The following is a 22371-nucleotide window of genomic DNA, read 5'->3' on the forward strand; positions in this document are numbered from 1 at the left end:
ATCATCTCCTTCCTGCATCGCCTAATATCCTTCCGCGCCCCAGCGCGGGCCGCGACGCTCACCCGACAGGACCTGGCGGACCAAATCCACATTCTTTTTGACGTCAGGGTCGTGGTCCCCGTAATTTCGAGCAAGCCCCAACAGATCCGGATATTCGGCCTGTTCGAAAAGGCCGCCCCTGGCATACCAGCTGACCTCGAGCAGTTTTGTCCGAACGGTGCCGTAGTAAGCCGGTTTTCCGTAACCGATGCTCAGATTGATCGTCCCATCGAGGCCCAGTGCAAAGCAGAGCAATGACAGCTCATCCTCGTCCAGGTTTTGAAAGGTCACCTCTCCCTGAAAGACACTTCCGGGAGCAGCTGTTTCAACCGGCTGGTTGCCACTTCGCGGTTCGCCCAGGAGGTAAAGCTTACGACCGCGGTAAGCCGCCGCCGGCAGCCTCTCTTTAAGCCGTTTAAACCATTTCAGCCACTCCTCTTTCGTGCAATCAGGGCAGTGGGCGGGGCCATTACAGGAAACAGCCTCATAAAAACTGCAGTAATACAGTCGCTCATTCCCTCCACCTCTGTTATCCTTCTGGGGGTAATCTTTAAACGGCTGCTCCAGCGTAGGCAGCTTCTCAACGGACAGCTGCACCTCCCCTACCGGGCGAAACTCTCCGAAAACCACCCTTCCCCGATAGCTCTTCCCCCTGCCCACAAATCCAAAGAGGCGACAGGTTATGCAGGCAGCCTTATCGTTGCATCTTGTCCGCACTCCTGGAGGCAGGGCATTCTCTAGCCTGGAGTTATTTTTCACCGGCGGCCGGGGAAGACAGCTCCGGGAACAGGCCTCGGCCAGACTGCGCACAACCCCCTTCAGGGACGAGCCGGGAATTACAGGGATCTCCCCGTCACGCAAAAAGGCTTGAACCAGCCGTCCGTCAATTAGGCGATAAGTGCCGCTGCCGATATGCAGAGGAGTAACCACCGACAGCTCGAGCGTCATCCTTCCGGTCCAGCGACTTTTGTCGAGCAGATTATGCGGTACAATCCCTCTGCGGTCATCAGGACGCACCTGCAGTAGAGGAATAAACGTATAGGGCTTATCCCGCAGCAGCGTTCCGGTTCCTTTAGCCACCTTGATTCACCCTCTCCAGCCTCTGACGCATCTCACTTTGAAGGCGGTGCAGTTTTTTCAGTTCCTGCACCAAATCCACGTCAAGATCGCGGAGCCAAGCAAGCCCTTCCCGGGTGGTTTCCCAGCAAAAACCGTTTCTGCCGTAGCGGAGTCCGCTTACTTTTACAGCGTCTTCTTTTTCTTGATAGCCCAGCAGGACTTCCTCCGGCAGAACCCGGCGGTAATCGCGCAGCACAATGCGGACGTTTTCTAGCCGCACCCTGCCATACCCCCTGGTAGAGCCGCCACCGAGGAAAACGTAACCTTCATCCAGATCTTGAAGCAGCAGCCCCAAGAGCTTCAGCTGCCAGAGGGCAAAATTGGTGAGGCTGATTTCGGCTTCAAAAGTCCCCTCCTCTACAACTTCTGGATTGAACAATGCCGTCCCCTGGCTGGCCCCTGTGATGCGGTTGATGGCAACATGGTTTCGGACGTTCATTCTTAAAGGTTTGCCTGGCACGGGAAAGGCATCGGAGCAGCGCAGTCTTCCTGCCAGGTAGGTCTGCCCGAAAAGCTGGGTCAGCGGATCTGAAGCGTAATAGGCTTCGCAACCCAACTTGTTCCGCAGCAATCTGTCAAGGTCGTGTATTTGCTGCTTATCAAAGGGATCCGGAATCTCCATCCCATCCGGAGCCAGGGAGCGGACGATCTGCTCCGCACGGCTGCGCAGCACCCCTTTGAGGCTGGAGCCGGGAATATAGGGAACACTTTCGCCGTTTTGCCAGGCACGAACAAAGCACATGTCGGGCAGCAGAGGATCTAAGCCGGGCTCATCGGGCCCCTTTATCAACAACGGGCCTGCAGTCCGTAGCCAGAACGTTACCTTCATTTCGTTGCGCAAGTTCTTAAACATTCTCTCCACCCCCCGGATTGAGCTCTGAGGCCCTGCAGACATCTTTCATCTCCTCTGTAGATATAGACTCCCAACCACCGATTAAAAACTGCCGCAGGTTGGAAACAGTAACTGAGGCCACCTTTACATTTTCCAAGCGCACCCTTCCTAGGCCACGACCCGTACTCCCTCCGATCGGAAGCTCACCCCTGATAAAAGGGAACAGTGTTAAGAGCAGATCCTGCCACTCCTCTTCGGTGGCATTCTCAACGATCGCCTCGAAAGTAAAAGCGGTTCCTGCGGGCACTGCTTCTGTTTCGTACTTGCGGGACGTTAAGGAAGTCCTTTTATCACGGTCTATGGCAACACCGGGGCGAATTTCATAGAAGCCCGGCCAGCTGGATTCAATTACCAATAGATCCCTTACCCTTACGCGGCCGGCGAAATGGGGGCTTCCAAAAAGGCGGCACGCCGGGCATAGCTGCTCGTAAATCGCCTGTGCCAGAGCCTGGAGGTTTTTGCCGTGTTCTTTTTTGAGCTCTTTCACGGATTTTGTAGACAGACAGGGCTCGCTCAGCGGGTCGCAGCAACCCCTGTCGCCGTTAGCAAGCTGCCCCAGAACCTGCTCGGCAAAAGTCCGCCAGACCCCTTTAAAGGAGGAACCCGGGATAAAGGGGCGTCCATAAGCATCGCGAATAACCGGATTATCAACAGCCCCCGGTTCGGGTATACCGCCACCGCTCCCGATGCGCACCGGTGTGATGGCTACCAATCGCCCTATAATCCTTCTCCTGTTGTCAAACCTATCATAGAAAAGACTAGCGTCTCCTGCCACGGCGCCCACTCCCTTCCTTACCTGTTTTTTTGCTGCCGGCATACTCCAGGTACTTGGCACGCCAGGCCAGGTATCCGAAATAGTAAGTCAGGCAGAGAAGTACGAACTTTCGATCGTCCTTTCGCTTCTTCAACGCTAATTCTTCAATCGCCTCGATCTCATCTTTCAGCGCTTCCCCGAAAGGCCGATCGCCTACCGAGCAGCGCCATGATTTATAATCATTGTCCCGCCCCATCTGATAGTCGATAAAGGCCTCGATTTCCAGCACTGAGGAGGCCGTCTGGGTTAGCGACACCAAGTTGCGAATCTGGCTGTAACCCATCCCACCAGGTTTGGATCTGCCATCCCCTAGAAACTTCGCAGCCCTTTGGGCAAGCTCTTCTTTTAGACCCTCAAGGTCCTTTCTCCTATCCCGCTCGGCATTCAAGCCATCTACGGTTCGCTCAGCTGCGTTCATCGTTTATACCTCCCGTCTCCCCTTATTTAGGTGAATTTCGTCGCAGATGCGCACAGCCCCATAACCATCTTCTTTATTCATCCCCAGCCCTCGTTCTTCCAAAATCAGCAGGGACTGCAGCAGCTCATCATCAAGGGGCCCCCGCACCCGGCAAAGGAAAACGCTGCCTGCAGAAATGTGCAGGGATGCTTGACGGCGCCCGTCGCCGCGCTCTGCCGTCCGGTAACCCCCGTAAACCTTAAAATCCGCAAGCACCTTCACCAACCCGTCCAGGCGCTCGCTCACAGGGGAACCGGCGGGGAGCAGAGCTTCTATCAGTTCCCGCTGCAGGGTGTCATTGGATACTCGCTCACTTTTAGGCGTCAAGCGCTTTTCAGGCAGTGCATCGGCCAGCATGGTGAAAGACAGATATAGAAACTCTCCCTCCTTAGTGCCGGCCGGAATATCCAACAGCTCTCTGGCTTTTTCCTGGAAGCGAACGATGCGCTCCTTTAGCTTCTCCACACCACAGCCCACAGCCTTTTCAAAATGAACCCTGGCCTTGCCCAAACCTGCGGTTGTCTTCGCCCCAATCCGGAGCTCCAGCTCCGCAGGGAAGGCTCCGGCAGGATCGGGAACTGTCAACAGGCCGCTGAACACCTGGCCCTCTCTCAGCACCCGCAGAGAATAAAGCTGTCTGTCCTGGGCCACCCCACGATAGGGGTCCACCTCCAGGCGCATAATCAAGCGCCGTTTGGCTTCCACCTTGCAGCCGTCTTTCAGGTACCCTCCTGCCCTTTCGGCCGGCTTCTTACACTCAGGACAGGAAAGTCTCTCTGAAAAAAGGAGGGTATCGAAAACCGGGTGATCGTCATTAAATTTGCAACGATAAGCGCTCAATGGGGCCACCCTTGCCCCATCCAAATAGAGGTTGTGGAAGCGCAGTTCAGCGAAGGAGGAACACAGGAAGCACCAGGAGCAGCGGGTGCATTCAGAGCCGCCCACAAACTCGACCCAGTTTATCAGCCCTTCGTCCGCCTCATAGGGACAGTCATCCTTTATAACCCGCGCCAAAGCCGCCCGCAGAACTCCTCCCGGTATGTAATCACGGGAAGGAAGAAAATAGGCCGACGGTTCACGCCTGTCACCAACCAGGGTCGGGCTCTGCAGCGTTATTTTTACAGTGTACTGCATTCCTACTTCTCCTCCATTATTTCTGATTGAAACCACCCCAGGCCGCGGCTCTTTCCAAAGCCAAGGGAGTAATTGTAGGCAAAGGCATCCTTCAGGACTGCTATTACCTGATCCCGATAAACCTCCGGCACTGTCCCGCTGATCCGGCCGCGATAGACCAGATTCTCCCCACCGGTCGTTTCCACTGTATACAGTGCGCCGTCTCGAGCTACCCTCCGGTAGCGGTCGATCCCGATGCCGGAGCGGACGCCGAGCCAGTGCTCATTTTCCTCTTGCACCGGTCGGGCGTCGTCAAAGCAGAGACAACCCTTCCTGTATTCCGCACGGCCGAAGATCAGGCACTCCAGGCAGCTGCAGTCATCGGAGCCCCGGCAGATCCCCGCTTCTCCGTACATTCCCGCCCCTGCCAGCGCCCTCACGGCAGCCCGCAGCCTTCCTTTAATTGTCGACCCGGGAATGATGGGAATTCCGTTTTCCCGGTAAGTGTAGCTGTCCAAAAAACCCGCTCCCCCGGTACCGGTGCCAATATGTACAGGAGTTTTAAGCTTCAACCGGTATTCAATGCAGAGCTTTGCCCTCTTCAACTGCTTTCACCTCCTGACCCGACATAGTTCCAGAGCTCCACCACATCGATCCAGGGGCAGCAACTGCTGCCTTCTATCTCTTCTATCTCACAAAACATGGCCGGATCCCCATGCTGTCCTGTTAAGATATGCCAGCAATTCCGCAGTGCCTTCTGTTGCGCCTCCGGTAGACGAGAGAACTGGTAATTGAAAAAGAGGTTGGCCACCTGCATGCCGTAACTCACCGCTGCCTGACGCAGCCCGTAAAACCAGCTTCTTCCGGGAATCTCTCGGCTCGTCTGAAGCCGGCACAGCGCCTTCATGAGGTTTTCGGCCTGAGTAAAGGTATACGGCCGCAGGGTGAGCTTGACGCCGTTTTTACAAAAAGTTTCCGAACGGTAAACAGTTATATTGTCCTCGTAAGCACCATAGGAGGCCAAAACGGCGATGTCCAGCGTCCCTTCCTTCAACTCCCCCTTTGCCAAATCCCTGTAAGCACGCTTTTTGGCTTCCTTAAGAAGGGCCTGTGCCACCTCGAAGAGGTAGCGCACCGGCGTCTTCGCCCCGGCAATAATCACACCGACCGAAAGGGTTGGGCCGGCTTTACCCTCGGAGAGGTTCTTAAACAATCTGTCGAAACACTTCCCTATAGCAACAGCCAGCGGCAAGGCGGCCTGCGCCGGGACAATGATAAAGGCATCATCACCGCCCAAAGCGATTATCTCAACCGCCCCGTTATCTAATAGCGCCTGGTGCTCTTTAATAGCAGTAAAAGCAGCCGTATAGGCAGCATTCTCGGTGAACTGACTCAGCATGCGCAGATGAGCGAGGGAATTACACTGCCCGAAGAGAGAACCGAAGTTATTGCCGTCGGCATAGATTACTGCGATCTCCTCATTGGAGTCGGCGATTTCGCTGATCTCCTGAGCGGCAGGAAGATCCGCCTGCACTCCCCGCGCCTCCCAAAACTCCCGGTAATCGGCAGCAAAAACCGTCTTCCTGGCACTTTGACCTACAATCTGCTTCCGCAGGCAGGACGCACAGAGAGGCCGCTCTTCATCCTCATATTTCCACTGCTTTACGGCCGGACGGATGCCACATGAATCGCACCACCTTCCACCGGCGTCCGGCAGAGGAAAGCTCGAAACATTTAAAGACCCGTCGGCGTAAAGCTCTATATCCCCTTTTTCCGCGTCCCAAGCAGGGATCAGCACACTGCGCCTATCAACAATTTCATCGTTCAGCCTGCGGTTCAAGCTTGAAAAATCGCTCAGCTCGGCAGCATGTACCCGGCAGCTCACACCCACGGCCCGGGCAGTGAGACAGACCTCACGGTACAATCGCTCGATCTCCCCGGCCACCATTTCCCCCTTGCCGGCAGGCACCACGGCCAGCAGGTGACCGCCCCCGGCGTATATCAAAGACGCTCCAGTCAAACCCGGCAGTTCGCGAAACATTCGGAAAAAACGCTTGCGGTTGATGTCGTCCAGCAAGACGCTGGCGCCTCGAATCTCGCCGATGCGGTTTGTTTCCAGGTAATACTCCTTTACTTTGAAGGCTCCTCCTACAACCAACTCCAAAGGAGGCAAATGATCCCAAGAGGTAGCTGTTATCCCCGGAACGAGCTCTTCTGGATAGCCTGCCAGGAGGGAGGCCGCTGTATAGGCATCCTGGAGCCGCTCCGGGATCGGCGCTAAGAAGGATAAGCCTTTTCCCCCAGCGTAGATCTCGCACCCGTCGAGGAGGGAAGTGAGAGAAAGCGCCGACCAATCCTCCCGCTGTACCTGTTCGGCTGCCAGGGCGTAGAATAAGCCTGTACGCAGGAGCAGGAAATCTGCCAGCCGAACGCAATCTTTCTTTTCCCCTCTAATCCAGCCGGAGAAAGAACGACTGCACCCGGGGTAAGGCAGCTCCGGCCACAGAGCCACCGGAGGGATACCGGAGGCATCGCTTTGAGCGCTTTCACAATCGAAGCCGGATTCCTTGAGATACTGCTTGCGGCTGAATACATCCCGCTGGGCAAACAAACAGGACAGTTGTTCGGCGGCGCTTTTATGCCCCTTTTCTTTAATTAAAACCTCTGACCAGGCCAGCCCCGCGTTGGTAATCTCAGCAGCCTTTTCTCTTTCGAGGTAATAGCAGCTACCGGTGACCGGATGAACCCAACAAAAAGCATCAGATGGCGGACGGTCCACCTTCTCAGGGCAACCTAAAGGGTTGCAAACATCCTCCAACCAGTTTACAAACGCCAAGTTATTACCACCTCCTATATATTCTCATGCAGCAAAGACTGCCTGTTCCTCTGCTTTACCTCTTTGCCCGCGCCCCCTCCCGCACCGCCTGCAAATTGATGATTTCGGCCACCTCGAAGCGGGGTGGGAGGGACCCGCGAACGAGCCGCAGCCGCAGTACCGGCGGAAAGTATCCCATCCTCCCGTGCAGCTCTGCCATAAGCACCGCTGCGCTGATGTTTAAAGACGGCGGGTTGACGAGAATCGGCACTGTTTGCCATTCCTTTGCAGCGAGCCCGGTCCGCTCGGCCATGGCCACAACCTGGGGGGCAAGAGGTTTCTGAGGATCGATTTGAGCGTCGACTTCTATTACCCTTTCTACCTTCTCACCGGCAATCTTCTCCAGTTGCTGCAGCTGTTCAGGAGTCAAAGGATGAGAATAGTTGATAATGACCAAGAGATTAACCCCCTAGTTCTTTTTTTACCGTTTGGATCAGCTTTTCTGTGTCTTCCCGAGACAACTCTCCGCTTTGCGCTGAAGGAAGTTCGACAACTGTAATCCCATGTGCTCTTGCTAAAGCAAAGTTATTAGGCTCATATTCCCGGTCTATAATGAGAAATTTTTTTGTATAAGTGCCCAAGAAACGCTGCTCAGCTGCGGTGATTATCTGTTCGATACCTTCCTTACTTTGAGCCTTCTTCCTCGTTTTCGTTTCAGCAATTCCTACCCGATTACCGCATCTTAGTACGAGATCGATTTCCAGCCCTCCCAGCGGTTTTACTGAGTGTTTAACTTCATCAAGTTCCTGACTCAGCACTCCGTATATCATCTTTTCAAACTCATTATGGAAATCCGCGACATGATAATCAGCAAGATGAGCTCTAAGATAAAAATCTATATCGATCAGCAGAGGAACCTCATCCCGTTTTTCAAGTTTCAGACCATCCGAAAACCGATAATGATAAACAACACTTTTCTTTCCCTCGCTCTCAATGTATAGAAAAGGGCAGGAAAGCTGCTCCGCCAAACGGTAAGCTGCCAGCGCCATCGGTTTAGTACCACCCGTAAGGTTGAACACAATACCGTCCGGAGACCAACCCTTTTCCTCAAGAAACCGCTTAATTTTTCTCTCACAAACAGGCAGATTATACGGGTCAACTTCAATTGGCTCATCTTCAATCATCATACCCCACTCGACACCGCGCAGTTTTAGAACCGAACACAGGCGCTCATAAACCTCCTTCGTGCGCTCTGTTAAGACAAATGCCGCCATCTTAGGCCGCGCATACAATAGAGCCAGAAGGTTAGGTATCGGCTGCTCACCGACAAGGGAGATTATTATCGTATCTTTCACAGCACCCTTTCCCCCCTTTTTTATCCTTTCTCCTCCATCTTTGCGAAATAAGGCGCAAATTCGGCGATCAGAACGCTGCGGTCTACAGTACAGTCAGGGTGGCCGAGCCATTCCCTGAGCTTTTCGTAAATACTGCAGAGCTGATTCGCCACCGTTTGCTCGCTCTTGCAGAGGGCTCTGGCGACAGCGGCGTTATTCAGCCCTTTGCACACCAGGCGTGTCACATCCCGCTCAGCCTTGGTCAGCCAGCGGTGGATGAACTCCTCCTCCCGCTTCATCCTGTTCTCTCTGCTCAACCGTTCGTACCAGGCAACCACCTCCGCCGGATCTTCCAGTTCCGCCACCGTCCGCAGAAGGGTGCCGGCCTCGTTCCAGCGCAACACAGGCACGGAAACCAGCCAGGCCCTGTCGGTAGGCTTAAGGTGCAGGCGGCGTTCCGCTCCGGGATGCCACCCTTCGGTTATCAGGTGCCAGACGCAGTCTCGGGGGCCGAAAAGCAGCTGGGCGACAACCATTCCGATTATTCCCATCACCTTGCGCCCCCCCGATACGCAGAGGTGCACAGTGGCCCCACTGCGACGGGCGCGGCGAACTTCTCCATAAAGGGTGCGGAGCAGGGCCCGCAGTTCCTCTTCGCCACAGAAGTCGACCACCGGACCTGCGGAGGAAACAACCGGAGCCTTCCGCAACCGCACGCCGGGATATAAGCCTTTTGCGTACTCGGCCTCGATCGTCGCCAGCGACTCTTCAATTCCCGGGCTAAAAGTGTAGACTACAGCAACCTCCTTAATCTGGTAACCGAGATATAAAAGCCGGTCAAGGGTTATAGTTACCACTTGAGGCTCCATGCCGAGGGTTGCAATCAATACTTCCCCGTTTCCCCCTGCATCGCCATCCATATTCATCCTCATCATCCTCGAAAGCTGTTGTAGAAACCAGACACCTGGCTACTCTTTTTCTTAGTAAGAAACTACTATTCAATAATGAAAGCGCTAATGACAAGGCATCTTATTTAAAACAAAAACCACTATTAAAATCTTCAAGCTTAGGTGCAAGAGAGCATTTAGAATACAAAAAGGCAGGTTGTTGCTTCCTGCCTTTCTACGATTCTCACTTTTGGGAATACTGCTTTTATACAACCATCTTATTATTACTTTATCATGTTGATTACATTTATCCTCTTGCTGGAAACGGCCGCCTCACGACCCGGGCTGTTTACGGAATTATTGAGCAGAACCCCATGCTAAGGCTCGGTGCCCATCATACCGGATTAGCAGTTTCTGGAGCAAACTATTCGACACCTGTCGCCTTTTTCCTGCCGATTAAATTTTAAATCTGCGCCTCTTAATCCTGTTTCTTCTGAATTCTTGTGGGTAAGCTGTTGGCTGTGAACCACATACAGCTTCTGGTTCCAAGAAGAACGAGCTTCTTTATATGCGAAGAGGCCGAACCCAACGTCAATCGTAAGCGGCTGGATTAAGGTCTAATGCGGAAAATTATAGCTTGACAAAAATACAAAAAATTTTAGTATAAAAGAAGGATATTTATTAAAATTGTTGAAGTATCTTATCAAAGAACATACAAATAATTTTGATAAAGATATTTTTGGGTTATGGAAGGGCTGAAAAGCAAATGCATCACACATTAGGTACATTAAAAAAAATTGTCGAGGGGTTAGGTAAGACGTTAGGAAGAAACTGCGAAATAGTCCTCCATGATATTTCCAACCCTGATTCATCTATTATCGCTATAGCAAATGGTCATGTAACTGGGAGAAATATTGGCTCACCAGCAACAGACTTTTTGCTTGATTTGGCAGCAGCCCCAAATGAAAACGATATGGTTATTAACTATTTTACAAAAGCAAGTAATGGTAAGCAGTTGAAATCATCAACATTTTTATTAAGGGACGAAAAGGGGGAGGTTATTGGGGCTCTTTGTATTAACATTGATATATCTCAATTGCTGGGTGTTAAAGATTTTGTTGATGACTTGCTTTGTATAGACGAAACAGAGAATAATGCGATGGAGAATTTCCCCAATAATACTACTGAATTTTTACAAATGATGATAGATAAAAGTCTCTCCATAGTTAATAAGCCCGTAGAATTTCAAACAAAAGAAGACAAGCTCAAAATCGTGGCTTACTTGAATAAATGCAGGGTATTTAAAATTAAGGGAGCTGTAGATTTTGTTGCAAAGACCCTAAAAGTATCTAGATACACAATTTACAACTATTTAGATGAAATAACAGCAGATGAAACAACTTAAAGCCACAACAGAATTAACCTCATAGATGTTAGCAAATACTCTTTAAGAAGTTAATCCATAAATGCATCCAACAAGAAATTTTCGAAGTTTTTAAGGGCGACCTCGGGCCATCGTACGTTGAGCTTCGCAGAAGCACATCAGATTATCAAGAACCTTTGAATCATTTTTAAGCAAAGGTTCTATGATAAATTACAAATCAAATTTGCGAGGAGGAAGAGATATGGACCTACAGGGCATGAGGGACTTGGCCGCTTTTTTGAAGGGTGAAATGGCACCTGCTCTGGGGGTAACAGAACCAGGTGCAATTGCATTGGCTTCGGCTAAGGCATATGAAGCTATAGGAGGTGATATTGAAAAGATAACTGTAAGTACTGATGAGGGCGTTTTTAAAAATGGCTTTTCTTGTGCAATACCAGGAACCGATGACATGGGAAATGAGTTGGCAGCAATTTTGGGTGCTATTGCTGGAGACCCTAGCCTAGGATTAAAAGTCCTGAGCACCATTAGCAAAGAAGACATTGAGAAGGCCAAAAAAATGAGAGAGGAGGGAGTTGCTGAGGTCAACGTTAAAAGAGGGGTAACTGATTTAGTTATTGAGGCTGTAGTAAAAACGAATTGTGGCGTTGGCAAAGCAGTAATTCGGGATAAGCACGATAATATAGTTTTAGTTGAGTCTAATGGAAAAGCAGTTTATCAAGCAGAGCAAAAAGACGATTCCCATGAACACAGCAGGTCATTAAATATCAAAGAATTGACATTAAAAGATATAGTCGATTTTGTAGAAAATGTGCCCTATGAAGATATCGAGTTTGTAATGGAAGCAGTCAAGATCAACAAGGAGTTGGCACAAGAAGGACTTAATGGCCCTGGTATGGGTATCGGAAAAGCGTTGCGTGAACTAGTTGAGGAAAATGTTTTAGATGACAACATTATTGTATGCTCCCAAATGCTAACAGCATACGCAATTGATGCAAGGATGGGCGGTGTTCCTAAACCTGCTATGTCAATTTGTGGAAGTGGAGATCATGGCCTGATCTCAACCTTGCCCCTGATTGCCATTGCTGAAAAGAAAAAAATTGATGAAGAAAAATTAGCCAGAGCAATAGCATTAAGTTATTTAGTAACAGCTTATATTAAAGCGTTTGCTGGAAGGTTGTCTGCATTTTGTGGATGTGCAGTTGCGGCAGGAACTGGCGTAAGCAGTGGAGCAACATACCTTTTCGGTGGCAATATAGAGCAAATAGGATATGCAATTAAGAATATGGCATGCAATATTACAGGTATTATTTGCGATGGTGGAAACTTCGGGTGTTCCTTCAAGGCCGTCACCGCAGCAGAAGCAGCCATTTTGTCAGCCTTGTTTGCAATAAAGAATGTACGCATTCCCGATGACAGTGGGATTGTAGGAAATAGTGCTGAAGAAACTATGCAAAACATCGGTAAAATAGCCTGCCCAGGGATGTTGAAGACCAATGACGTAATCATAGACATTATGGTAAGCAGGCGCAGAGATAAAGCCAATACAAAAAAGAAGTCATAATCCCCAATGGCATATCAAGGGATTATGACTACTATGACTAACTATAGCATACATTGTAGTATAAAAATAAATACCCAGCAAGGCAAAAAGAGTATAAACATTATAAAATAAGGAGTGAAAAATATGGATGATAGACTTGAGTTCAGATTTAATCAGTTTTTTGGGTTAATCCCTTTTGCTATCTTTATAGTTATTACAATTACATTATCTTTTCTGAAAGCAGCAGATTTAAATATGATGATAGCTGCGGGATTAATAGGTTTGATGGTTGGGATGTTTTTTGCAAAAGATAAGAGCAAATACTGGGATGTAATAGTAGAGGGTTTGGGTTCTAAAGTCGGTATGATCGCCGTTTTGATATGGTTGATAGTTGGTATTTACGGAGGAGTGCTGAAGAGCGGCCAAATTGTTGAAGGATTGGTTTGGGTAAGCTGTAAAATCGGTGTAACAGGCGCTGTTTTTACTGTAGCAGCATTTATTTTCTCCGCCATATTTGCCATATCTACAGGTACAGGTTTCGGAACAATAGCTACAATGGGCTTTATTATTTACCCTGCAGGCGTTCTTTTAGGCTGCGACCCAGTTGTTTTAGGCGGTGCAATTTTAAGTGGAGCAGCTTTTGGAGACAGCCTCGCCCCGGTCTCCGATACAACAATTATAGCGGCAACAAGCCAAGAATATAAAAACAAAGAAGGTTCGGCCGAAATAGGCGCAACTGTTAAGTCACGATCAAAGTATGCTCTTCTTGCGGGGCTGATTGCTGTAATTTTATTTGCAATTTTTGGCGGTTCTACTTCTGCTGCTGACGTTAGCAGTGCAAGCAGCATCTTGGAGCAGTACCAGAACCCAATGGGACTCCTACTATTGATACCAACTGCAGTTGTTATTATTATGGCAATTAAAGGGCGGGGTATTTATGTTTCCTTGACCACAGGTATACTCCTGGCTATTTTGATCGGTATGGCAGCAGGTCTCTTCTCGTTCAGTGACTTAATCGCCATCAAAGATGGTGCTGTGGTAGGCGCAATTCCCGAAGGGGTTTCAGGAATGACAACAGTCTGCATTCTCCTGATTATCGTTGTATCAATGGGTAATATCCTTGTAAAAAGCGGTTGTATGCAAACTACCGTTGACTGGCTCAGCGAAAAAGTAATCAAAAGCCCGCGAGGTGCAGAGCTATCAATTTTCAGCTTGGTAACAGTTTTCGGAATTTTAATTGCCGCCATTAATACAATTGCAAATATTTGTGTAGCTCCTTTTGTTAATGCTATCGGCAAAGAAAATGATTTGCATCCAGTAAGAAGGGCAGATATTTTAAGTGCTGCTGTTTGTTCCTTTCCTTTCTTTGTTCCCTATGGTGGATGTATTTTATTGTTGTTAGGTACGATGAAAACAGTTTCTTCCACATATACTTTCGTAACTCCATTAGATCCGTCATCCTTGTTTTTCTCTGTGTTCTACAGCTGGGCACTCTGGTTTGTTATGCTCTTTGCTTGTGTCTCTGGATGGGGAAGGAAATTTGAGGGGAAAGGCGGCCAAGAGGTAGCAGAATTGCCTACTATAAGTAAGTAATTAGAAATACAAGTATAGTTTGTCCAAAAATGTTCATGTACCTTGACACTAACCAAACAAGGCCATCTTCTAAAGGTAGTAAGGAGCGTTGATAAATGGAAGTAGAACAATATTTAGCTGAATTAGGTATAACATTACCCAATGTATCAAAGCCTGTGGCATCTTATGTGCCTGCTGTATGTGGCGGAAAACTGTTGTTTGTATCAGGACAGCTTTGCACAGTTAGTGGCGAATTGAAGTATAAAGGTAAAGTAGGCAGGAACGTCTCATTGGAAGATGCATATGAGGCAGCAAAGGCTTCTACCATTAATTCACTAGCTGTGATTAAAAAAGTACTGGGTTCTTTAGACAGGGTAAAAAGGATTGTCAAAGTTGTCGGTTTTGTCAACAGTGATCCTAATTTTACTGAACAGCACAAAGTTATTAACGGAGCATCTGATTTACTCGTTAAAATTTTTGGAGACAAAGGACATCATGCCCGCTCAGCTGTAGGAGTAACTGCCCTACCATTTGATGCTTCGGTAGAAGTAGAGTTGGTTGTGGAGATTGAATAGTACGATGCGCAAAATACTTATTTCCTTTCGGCAGGGACTTGCTGTTAACTAATATTTAAAACAATTAAGAACATGCGAGGGAACGGTTATTCTCCGCTCCCTCGCATTCTATATCATACATGATCAGTAGGCCGTAGTGCCCCCCCTGCAGGTTGCGGGAAACTTTTTATACCCCTCTTAACATTTTCCACAATTTAATTCGCCGGTTCTCCTTTAATGGCATTATTGCATAAGACAATTAGGAAATCACCACCCCCTATCCCCTGATCCTCTTCTTAGCCAACCTGTCGCAGCGCTCGTTGTAGGGGTTCCCCCGGTGCCCCTCTACCTTATGCCAGCAAACACTGTGAGGCCGCATGACCGCAAGCAGTTCCTCCCACAGGTCTCTGTTTTCCACCGGTCTTCCTGAAGCCGTCCGCCAGCCGTTTTTCTTCCAGTTTTTAACCCATTTCTTCTGAAAGGCGTTGACCAGGTAGGCGCTATCGGAATAGATGTGGACATGACAGGGTTCTTTCAATTGCTTCAGTGCCTCAATGGAGGCGGTAAGCTCCATCCTGTTGTTCGTCGTCAGCTCCTCCCGGCCGCTGATCTCCTTCTGATGGCCGTTGCAGACGAGCACTGCCGCCCAGCCGCCGGGCCCCGGATTCCCGGAGCAGGCACCGTCGGTGTAAATGGTTACCTCCTTCATCAAGAAACCCCCCATTCCCTGCCGGCAGCCGGCTGCCGCCGCCATTCTGGGACGATGCCGCTTTGCCTTGAGTCGATTCTCCGGCCGCAGCCGCGCCCTTTGTTAATCGTGAGCAAGAGATTTTGATAGCAGTATTATTATGTTAACCATGCTGGCCCAACCCGTCAAAACATCACCAGAAGACAGCGGAGACAACCTATTTAAAGGCGGCCACATCCGCCCAAAAATCGGGGAATCCGTATCCCAGGCGCCAGATAGACACCCCGGCGAGCCCCTGACTCTCGGCCAGGTCGAGCTTTAGCTTGAGGCTTGCCCTGTTCTCATACCAGACCTCATGCCTTACCCCTGCCTCATCATAGTACTCAAAGTGCGGTAAGCAGTAAACGGGGTGCCAGGCAGGCTGCACCTGGCGCTCTGCGGCGAGAGCCTCCGCAGCCTGGTAGGTCAGGGAGGTGGCCGGCTTTCCCTCCGGCCAGTCACGGCCGTAAACCCCCAACCCGAGAATGATCTGGTCGGCGGGCAGAAACTGCCTAGCGTAAGTGACGACGCGCTTGACCCAGTCATAGGGGGCGATGGGTCCCGGAGGCCCCGTCCGGTAGTGCAGGTCGTAGGCCATGATCACAACCTTATCGACGTATTTCCCCATCTCCCCGTAGTCGTAGGCAGCATGCCAGGAGACCGGCTTCTCCATGGCGGGTGCCGTCGCATAAAACCCGATCCCCTCCTTCTTGAGAGCCTGCGAAAGCTCTGAGAGGAGCGCATAATAACCGCTGCGGTCCTCCGGTTTGACCCCTTCGAAGTCCAGATTGAAGATCTGGTAGCCCTCCCTTGCCACAAGGTCGAGGGCGCCGTTGACAAAATTCTGCCGCGCCTCCCGGCTGCCGAGCAGAGCATGGAGTTTCACCGGATCCGTAAGAATAACCGAAACCTGGGTGCGTACCCCCTGGGCACGGGCGTAATCCAATGCCAGCTGGTAGCCTTGAGGCTTTTCATCCACCAGGTTCCCCTTTTCATCCGCCGAGTACCATTGAAAGGCAACATCGGTAAGGTTGGCGTGCCGCTCCAGGAATTCGCTGTAAGAACCCCCGTAGTAATAGCCCAGGACGATCTTTCTCCTTAAGGGCATGGTGATCCGTACAATCCGCGTCACCCCGTCCCAGCCAACATCGGCTCCGAAAGTCTCACTCAAGAAACGCAGCGGCACCATTGTTCTGCCCTCTTTGAGAACAGGGGCAACATCCATGGTGCGGCTCCCACCATTAACAAGAACCGTCCGGCTGTCAGGCCAACAATCCACAGTGATGCCGCCCCGTTTGATGGTCACCTTTTTCGTTTGCGGTTCGTAAAAAACAACTGCTCCGAAAGCAGGATTTTCCACAACAAACCTGACCGGCACCAGGGTTCTGCCGTTCCGGATAAAGGGCCGGACATCGGGAAAAGAGACGCTCTTCCCGTTAACAAAGACCTGCACCGGTTCCACCGCCTGAGCCGCCGAAGCTGTCAGGCACCAGCAGGCCAGGAAGCCTGTCAAAGCGACAACGGCAGCAATCAACTTCCTCCAACTCATCCCCCATTTACCTCCTTTAGTCGGAAACTGGAGGATGATTTCTCTCCCCAACGGGCAATCCCCTGCTTGCTATTAATTATAATTTTTTCCTGTTTGCTGCCGGGCAAGAAAAATACAGGAATGGATTTAAAAGGGTGGAAGTTACGAGTCAGCGAGGCTCACAAAGTGGCAGACACGGACGCCGAACTGGATGACCATCAAGGTGAGCTCCAACCGCTAAAAAACAGGGCGTCTTATGGGGGGTATCACTCCAAATGGCGGCAGCAGCGGTAGGGGAGTTCGCGCTGCATAAAGATCTACCGCTGCTAAAAGATATTATTCAGGGTAAGGCGCTCCCGTTCCGGAATGTGTTCGAGAAGCTGAACGGCCTCTCCGAATTCGGCGGAGGCGTTGACCGCATCCCGGGTACGGATGAACTCCCTGGCACGCACCAGTTTCATATCGATGTTGTCCAGTTCAAAGTGATCGGTAAACATTGCCCAATACCGGCGCACCTCTCTCCAGTGCCCCACAAACCTGTCAAAGGATTCCTCCGTCTCATCCCAGTTATCCTGCTCCATGAGAGCTTTGGCATCCTTCAGTTCCGCTGCCAGGCTGTCTGCACTCCGCTGCAAGTACCTCTGGGAAATCACCCCTCCCGCAATAATCAGGACGACAACGGTCAGAACTATCATGTAGGCACCGAAAACCCGTTTCACATCCATCATCCCCTTTCATCCAGGATGAAATCGACCTTCCCTTCAGTGGTGTATTGGGCGAAAAACACCTGGCGCAGGTCCTGAATGCCCTGCTTGTTAGCCTCCTGGAGAAGAACATCCACCGTCAATCCCGCGATCTGCAGGTTTCTCAAGTTTACCTTGCCGTCCATGATCAGGGAAACAGGAAATCCCGGCTGAGTAACCGGCACTTTTAAATCTCTGGCTGTAGGCGGTTTAACATCCGCCCTGGGGATCACGGAAATGGAACCGTTGGTCTCCAGAACGGCATAGGCAATATCGGACATGTTGGGGTATTCCTTGCTCCTGAGCTGTTCCAGGAGGTCGTTGATGTTGACGCGGACGCGCCGCATGGCCTCCCGATCCGGCTTTCCGTTTCTAATCAGAATGGTCGGAGTTCCACAGATGATGCTCCGCGCTTTTTCACTATGGAGGATGAGCAGAGAAAAGGCGATCTCAACCGACATCAGAACCAGGATGCCGATGATCCCGTTGGTCAGCGGAATCCTCGTATCGCTCATGGGTATAACGGCCAGCTCGGCGATGACAATGGTGATCGCCAGCTCAAAAGGCTGCAGCTGCCCGATCTGGCGCTTCCCCATCAGGCGCATTACTACAACGAGCAGCAAATAAAGGATTAACGCCCGCACGGCGATTAAGAGCATCTGACCACCCCCAGCGCACATCAACCATATTTTAACCACCGGGCAGAAATAAAATGCTGTCAAGAGGTTCGCAAAACTAAAAGGAGGCAAAGACAAACCCACCCGGCGCTTCCGAAGCCGGACGAAAGCTTAAGGTGAAGGTTTTTGAACAATAGTCGGGTCGGCAGCGCTTTGAGGGCAACTACAAGGAACAGAATGAACGTATCATCGACCCGCTCCGGAGAAAGGAGAACGAAAAAGATGCTTTACCGGCGCCATTAAAGCCGGTAATGCCCATGTCCGCCCCTACGCCACGTCGGTGGGCACAAATAGAAACGGCAACAAGCACATTACAATTAGCAAGGCTGCCGTTTCTTACCGGCAGCCTTATTTCGCTGTCAGGATACAGGCACACCAGAGGCTATTGTCCGATGTCCTTATTGGTATTGAATGTGGGGAAGCCTCCACCGGGCCTGCTGCCGACATTGCTGACAGGTCCACTGGCCCTGGCGGCACCGCCATCCCCCTCATTCTCACCCCGGCCTCCGATCTCCCTCGCCGTCTCAAAAGTTGCAGAAGTTCCGAACTGGCCTCCGGTCAAGGTCTGCTGACCAGTCTGTCCGAACTGACCTGTCCCGCCCATCGGGGGCTGTACGGTGTAAGTAAACTGCCCGGGTTGTGTAGTGAACTGGGCGCTGGGAACCGTGGAGATCTGCTGTAGCTGTTGGGAAATCTGATTGATCATCTGAATGCAGCGCTGCATCTGCTGGGCGGCCGAACGCTCGTATTCGGCCATCTGGTTCAGCCGGGAAACGTTGGCCTGCTCGTTCTGATTCAACTGGTTGCAAATCTGGGCGATCTGGTTGAGACTTTGCTGGATTCCTTGAATATTCACTCCGAAGAACACCTCCCAAAATTTTTATCTATATTATCCCTCTCACCCCTTTCTTTATACACAGGCAGACTGTATAATCGCCCTCCGGTGCGGAAAAATCCACGCGAAAACGCTTGACATCACTCGACGCCGGTATTAACCTTACAGGAGCAAAAAAACTCGCCCGGGAGTGAAAAGACTTGGACTTCAACAACACAGGAGATATATTTTACCGGATGCGGCTCGCACTCTCCTCCCTCTCCATTTACAGGAATCTTTTAGACGATAATGCGATCAAGACTTTCACTGCCCTTGCGGAATCCCTCTGCAGCAGGCCGGACCCCATTACATTCCTCAACCTCTACAACGAACTCTTCTTTTCCCTGGCATCATCCAACACGACCCTTGCCGGTCGCGTCATCGATCTGATCATCTACGACGACAACCCCTTTTCCCGACGCTGCGCCACCGGCCAGGATTGGAAGGCCCTGGAGGGCGCGGTAAGAAATGACCTGCGGGCGCTGCAGCTTGTAGCACAGGTTCCCTCATCCGCAATCAAGGAACGGGCCGCGGCTCTCTGCAAATTAGACAAGGCGCTGCTTGACGAGCTGCCCGAATTGACCTACTCGAACAACAATCTGCCGGAGGGGACTACGTCTGGCCCTCAGGAAAAACTGAAGCAGGCACTCCTCTCCGGCAGCAGCTGGGAGGAATGCCTGGACGAACTCGCAAGATTTTACAGGGAAGTCGGTGCGGGGATCTTCGCCCACTACAGGGCGTTTATCTGGGAGCGAAGAGGAGAATCCGGACGCCTGAAAGGGATCGCTTTCCCCGATCCGGTCAGGCTTTCCGATCTCTACGGCTACGAAGAGGAGCGCGCCCAGGTGTTGGAGAACACCTTGCAGTTCTTAAAGGGCTATCCTGCCAACAATGTGCTCCTCTACGGCGACAGGGGAACGGGAAAATCATCCACCGTCAAGGCTCTGGTGAACGAGTACCACTCTCAAGGCCTGCGCATCATCGAAGTGCCTAAGGAATATCTGGGAGACTTCCCGGAAATCATCCGCATTCTCAGGGGGCGCAGGCAGAAGTTCATCATCTTCGTGGACGACCTGACCTTCGCCGACAGCACGGAAAACTACACCGCTCTGAAGGCGGTGCTGGAAGGCGGCCTGGAGAGCAGGCCTGATAACGCGCTGATCTATGCCACCTCCAATCGCCGTCACCTGGTCAAAGAGGAATTCTCCGACCGCCCCGATTTAGAGGGAGAGGAAATCCGTAAAAATGACACCGTTCAGGAAAAGCTCTCCCTGGCCGACCGCTTTGGAATCACGGTGATCTTTACTGCACCGGATCAGGAGAAGTACTTAAAGATCATTTCAGCACTGGCACAGCAGAGGGGTATACTGGTGCCGCAGGATCTCTTGCACAGGGAAGCCTTAAGGTGGGCCGAGCGCCACAACGGCCGCTCCCCCAGAACCGCCCACCAGTTTATCGACTGGTTTGAGGGTCACCTGGCGCTGCAAAAACAGGCATCATCCTGAACTCTTTGAAGCCGTTTGCAAAATGCTTGCTGAAAACAACTACACGCTGAGTTCGGAGTCATGGATTGTTCTTTTTGCACATAAGAGAACCACCGGCTTTCGGTGTCAATTCAGCCAAAAGAAGCCAAACATACCGGCAAAAAAAATTTAATTTCGAGCAAGACAAGCGAGTAAATATTTGATACTATGTATAAATGGTGAATTCATACGTTATTCGACAAAAAAGCGCAGTAGCATAAGCCTGCCCGGCAGTTCTTTCGCCTCAATGGCAGGCATGACTGTGTCGCTGCTTTTTTGTGACGGTGAATTCATCCCCCCTCTTCAATAAACGAAGGGCAAAAACTTAAAAAGCACATTCGAAAGGAGGATTTGTGATGGAAAGGTTTTTCAAGCTGAAGCAAAACGGCACCACAGTGTCAACGGAAATCATCGCCGGACTGACAACATTCTTTACCATGTCTTACATCATTTTCGTCAATCCCGCAATATTATCACAGACCGGCATTCCGTGGGGTGCCGTCTTTCTTGCGACGATCATTGCTTCAGCAGTCGGCACACTGGTCATGGGCCTGTTTGCCAATGTGCCCTACGCCCTGGCTCCCGGTATGGGCTTAAATGCCTTTTTCACCTATACCGTCTGCTTCGGCTTAGGCTTCACCTGGCAGCAGGCGCTGACGATGGTCTTCATCTGCGGTCTCATCAATATCGTTTTGACGGTAACCAAAGTCCGCAAGGTCATCATTACTGCAATTCCTAGGGGGCTCCAAAGCGCTATCGGCGGAGGCATCGGTATCTTCATCGCTTATATAGGGATCAAAAGCGCGGGGCTTATCAACTTCACTGCGGACCCGGGGACGTATACTGTTCTGGAAGGCGGCACCGCCATTATTAATTCCAGCGCAGTCCCCGCACTGGTAGACTTCAACAATCCAACCGTTCTGCTTTCCCTGATCGGCCTTGCCCTCACCGTTATCCTGCTCGTGCTCAGGGTGAAGGGAGCGATTTTGCTGGGCATCATCGGCACCACAATCATCGGCATTCCCATGGGGATCGTCGATGTCTCAGAAATCGGCGTTTCCACCGGTATTGCAGCATCCTTTGCCGAACTGGGATCGGTATTCGGAACGGTTTTCACCAGCAGCGGTCTTCCTTCCCTGTTTGCCGACAGCGAAAAAATTCTCATCGTTCTGATTACAATTTTTGCCTTCAGCCTGACGGACATCTTCGACACAATCGGCACCTTTATAGGTACCGGCCGCAAAACCGGCATCTTCAGCGAAGAGGATGAACAAGCAATGCTGAGTAGCAGCGGTTTCAAATCCAAAATGGACAAGGCGCTCTTCGCCGATGCAATCGCCACCTCAATCGGTGCTTTATTCGGCACTTCCAACACGACCACTTACGTCGAAAGCGCGGCCGGCATTGGAGCCGGAGGCCGCACCGGCCTGACCAGCTTGGTGACCGCCCTTCTTTTCTTACTGGCAATATTCCTGGCTCCCGTTGCGGGCATCGTGCCGTCGGCTGCAACCGCACCGGCATTAATCGTCGTCGGTATCATGATGATGGCGGCGTTCAAAGACATTAAATGGGATTCAATGGACGACGCAATCCCTGCTTTCTTCGCCGGAATCTTCATGGCCTTCTGCTACAGCATTTCCTACGGCATCGCGGCAGGGTTTATCTTCTACTGCCTCGTAAAGCTCTGCAAAGGACAGCTGGCAAAGGTGCACCCTGTGGTAACGGTTTCAACGCTTTTCTTTATCCTCAATTTCATCGTCCAGGCGGTTATCTGATAAA

21 protein-coding genes are annotated in these 22371 nt (G+C 51.0%); 6 read left to right on the forward strand and 15 right to left on the reverse strand.

Annotation, left to right across the window (positions count from 1 at the left end):
* Positions 1–21: 21 nt before the first annotated feature.
* Genes TPH_RS12140 through TPH_RS12185 form a run of 10 tightly spaced genes read right to left on the reverse strand, consistent with a single transcriptional unit; the run spans position 22 to position 9509 of the window.
* Entirely contained in the window at positions 22–1119 is a 1098-nt protein-coding gene (locus tag TPH_RS12140; protein WP_015051488.1) for an RAMP superfamily CRISPR-associated protein, read from the reverse strand.
* Positions 1112–2011: an RAMP superfamily CRISPR-associated protein gene (locus tag TPH_RS12145; protein ID WP_049886130.1), complete on the reverse strand. Its 900-nt coding sequence runs from the start codon at positions 2009–2011 to the stop codon at positions 1112–1114. Before TPH_RS12145 ends, TPH_RS12140 begins: the two co-directional genes overlap by 8 nt.
* The gene (gene csx7, locus TPH_RS12150; RefSeq protein ID WP_015051490.1) at positions 2004–2825 is read right to left on the reverse strand and encodes a type III CRISPR-associated RAMP protein Csx7; all 822 of its coding nucleotides are present in this window, start codon (positions 2823–2825) and stop codon (positions 2004–2006) included. The genes TPH_RS12145 and csx7 overlap by 8 nt, the downstream gene beginning before the upstream one ends.
* A complete protein-coding gene (locus TPH_RS12155; protein WP_015051491.1) occupies positions 2809–3282 on the reverse strand; it encodes a hypothetical protein in 474 nt (157 codons plus the stop codon). Before TPH_RS12155 ends, csx7 begins: the two co-directional genes overlap by 17 nt.
* A 3-nt stretch (positions 3283–3285) precedes the next feature.
* Complete coding sequence (locus tag TPH_RS12160) at positions 3286–4455, reverse strand: hypothetical protein (RefSeq protein WP_015051492.1); 1170 nt, start codon at positions 4453–4455, stop codon at positions 3286–3288.
* A gap of 2 nt (positions 4456–4457) precedes the next feature.
* Positions 4458–5039, reverse strand: a complete 582-nt coding sequence (locus tag TPH_RS12165; protein ID WP_015051493.1) for an RAMP superfamily CRISPR-associated protein — start codon at positions 5037–5039, stop codon at positions 4458–4460.
* Positions 5036–7270, reverse strand: coding sequence for a Cas10/Cmr2 second palm domain-containing protein (locus tag TPH_RS12170; protein ID WP_015051494.1), 2235 nt, complete (start codon positions 7268–7270; stop codon positions 5036–5038). The genes TPH_RS12165 and TPH_RS12170 overlap by 4 nt, the downstream gene beginning before the upstream one ends.
* A gap of 55 nt (positions 7271–7325) precedes the next feature.
* The gene (gene csx15, locus TPH_RS12175; protein WP_015051495.1) at positions 7326–7706 is read right to left on the reverse strand and encodes a CRISPR-associated protein Csx15; all 381 of its coding nucleotides are present in this window, start codon (positions 7704–7706) and stop codon (positions 7326–7328) included.
* A gap of 4 nt (positions 7707–7710) precedes the next feature.
* Complete coding sequence (locus TPH_RS12180; protein WP_015051496.1) at positions 7711–8604, reverse strand: PDDEXK family nuclease; 894 nt, start codon at positions 8602–8604, stop codon at positions 7711–7713.
* A gap of 20 nt (positions 8605–8624) precedes the next feature.
* On the reverse strand, positions 8625–9509 hold the full coding sequence (locus tag TPH_RS12185) for a CRISPR-associated ring nuclease (protein WP_236608795.1): 885 nt from the start codon (positions 9507–9509) through the stop codon (positions 8625–8627).
* Positions 9510–10194: 685 nt separating this feature from the next.
* On the opposite strand from TPH_RS12185, the gene TPH_RS12190 reads away from it, so the two are divergent.
* The 4 genes from TPH_RS12190 (at position 10195) to TPH_RS12205 (ending at position 14541) form a co-directional block, all read left to right on the forward strand.
* Positions 10195–10875 carry a helix-turn-helix transcriptional regulator gene (locus TPH_RS12190; RefSeq protein WP_201764453.1) on the forward strand — a complete coding sequence of 227 codons (681 nt, stop codon included), beginning with the start codon at positions 10195–10197 and terminating at the stop codon, positions 10873–10875.
* 220 nt (positions 10876–11095) lie between these two features.
* Complete coding sequence (locus TPH_RS12195; RefSeq protein WP_015051499.1) at positions 11096–12415, forward strand: L-cysteine desulfidase family protein; 1320 nt, start codon at positions 11096–11098, stop codon at positions 12413–12415.
* Between the two features lie 123 nt (positions 12416–12538).
* Entirely contained in the window at positions 12539–13987 is a 1449-nt protein-coding gene (locus TPH_RS12200; RefSeq protein ID WP_015051500.1) for a Na+/H+ antiporter NhaC family protein, read from the forward strand.
* Between the two features lie 95 nt (positions 13988–14082).
* Complete coding sequence (locus TPH_RS12205) at positions 14083–14541, forward strand: RidA family protein (protein WP_015051501.1); 459 nt, start codon at positions 14083–14085, stop codon at positions 14539–14541.
* Positions 14542–14797: 256 nt separating this feature from the next.
* Here the strand turns inward: TPH_RS12205 and rnhA are convergent, their stop codons facing one another.
* From rnhA to TPH_RS15765, 5 genes are all read right to left on the reverse strand, one after another.
* Positions 14798–15229: a ribonuclease HI gene (gene rnhA, locus TPH_RS12210; protein ID WP_015051502.1), complete on the reverse strand. Its 432-nt coding sequence runs from the start codon at positions 15227–15229 to the stop codon at positions 14798–14800.
* 196 nt (positions 15230–15425) lie between these two features.
* Positions 15426–16796, reverse strand: a complete 1371-nt coding sequence (locus TPH_RS12215; protein WP_015051503.1) for a stalk domain-containing protein — start codon at positions 16794–16796, stop codon at positions 15426–15428.
* Positions 16797–17101: 305 nt separating this feature from the next.
* Positions 17102–17503 carry a DUF4363 family protein gene (locus TPH_RS12225; protein WP_015051504.1) on the reverse strand — a complete coding sequence of 134 codons (402 nt, stop codon included), beginning with the start codon at positions 17501–17503 and terminating at the stop codon, positions 17102–17104.
* Entirely contained in the window at positions 17500–18177 is a 678-nt protein-coding gene (locus TPH_RS12230) for a YetF domain-containing protein (RefSeq protein ID WP_015051505.1), read from the reverse strand. The genes TPH_RS12225 and TPH_RS12230 overlap by 4 nt, the downstream gene beginning before the upstream one ends.
* Before the next feature lie 400 nt (positions 18178–18577).
* Positions 18578–19051, reverse strand: a complete 474-nt coding sequence (locus tag TPH_RS15765) for a hypothetical protein (RefSeq protein ID WP_015051506.1) — start codon at positions 19049–19051, stop codon at positions 18578–18580.
* Positions 19052–19266: 215 nt separating this feature from the next.
* On the opposite strand from TPH_RS15765, the gene TPH_RS12240 reads away from it, so the two are divergent.
* Entirely contained in the window at positions 19267–20574 is a 1308-nt protein-coding gene (locus tag TPH_RS12240; protein WP_037999796.1) for an ATP-binding protein, read from the forward strand.
* A gap of 374 nt (positions 20575–20948) precedes the next feature.
* Positions 20949–22367 carry an NCS2 family permease gene (locus TPH_RS12245; protein ID WP_015051508.1) on the forward strand — a complete coding sequence of 473 codons (1419 nt, stop codon included), beginning with the start codon at positions 20949–20951 and terminating at the stop codon, positions 22365–22367.
* Positions 22368–22371: the final 4 nt, after the last annotated feature.

This window comes from Thermacetogenium phaeum DSM 12270 (assembly GCF_000305935.1).
GTDB classification, from domain to species: Bacteria; Bacillota; DSM-12270; order Thermacetogeniales; family Thermacetogeniaceae; genus Thermacetogenium; species Thermacetogenium phaeum.

Excerpts from the sequence above, each read along its gene's own strand:
- TPH_RS12145 (WP_049886130.1), bottom strand. The coding sequence starts at position 2,011 with ATGTTTAAGAACTTGCGCAACGAAATGAAGGTAACGTTCTGGCTACGG.
- TPH_RS12155 (WP_015051491.1), bottom strand. The coding sequence starts at position 3,282 with ATGAACGCAGCTGAGCGAACCGTAGATGGCTTGAATGCCGAGCGGGAT.
- TPH_RS12160 (WP_015051492.1), bottom strand. The coding sequence starts at position 4,455 with ATGCAGTACACTGTAAAAATAACGCTGCAGAGCCCGACCCTGGTTGGT.
- TPH_RS12185 (WP_236608795.1), bottom strand. The coding sequence starts at position 9,509 with ATGAATATGGATGGCGATGCAGGGGGAAACGGGGAAGTATTGATTGCA.
- TPH_RS12195 (WP_015051499.1), top strand. The coding sequence starts at position 11,096 with ATGGACCTACAGGGCATGAGGGACTTGGCCGCTTTTTTGAAGGGTGAA.
- TPH_RS12200 (WP_015051500.1), top strand. The coding sequence starts at position 12,539 with ATGGATGATAGACTTGAGTTCAGATTTAATCAGTTTTTTGGGTTAATC.
- TPH_RS12205 (WP_015051501.1), top strand. The coding sequence starts at position 14,083 with ATGGAAGTAGAACAATATTTAGCTGAATTAGGTATAACATTACCCAAT.
- rnhA (WP_015051502.1), bottom strand. The coding sequence starts at position 15,229 with ATGAAGGAGGTAACCATTTACACCGACGGTGCCTGCTCCGGGAATCCG.
- TPH_RS12215 (WP_015051503.1), bottom strand. The coding sequence starts at position 16,796 with ATGAGTTGGAGGAAGTTGATTGCTGCCGTTGTCGCTTTGACAGGCTTC.
- TPH_RS12225 (WP_015051504.1), bottom strand. The coding sequence starts at position 17,503 with ATGATGGATGTGAAACGGGTTTTCGGTGCCTACATGATAGTTCTGACC.
- TPH_RS12230 (WP_015051505.1), bottom strand. The coding sequence starts at position 18,177 with ATGCTCTTAATCGCCGTGCGGGCGTTAATCCTTTATTTGCTGCTCGTT.
- TPH_RS12240 (WP_037999796.1), top strand. The coding sequence starts at position 19,267 with ATGCGGCTCGCACTCTCCTCCCTCTCCATTTACAGGAATCTTTTAGAC.
- TPH_RS12245 (WP_015051508.1), top strand. The coding sequence starts at position 20,949 with ATGGAAAGGTTTTTCAAGCTGAAGCAAAACGGCACCACAGTGTCAACG.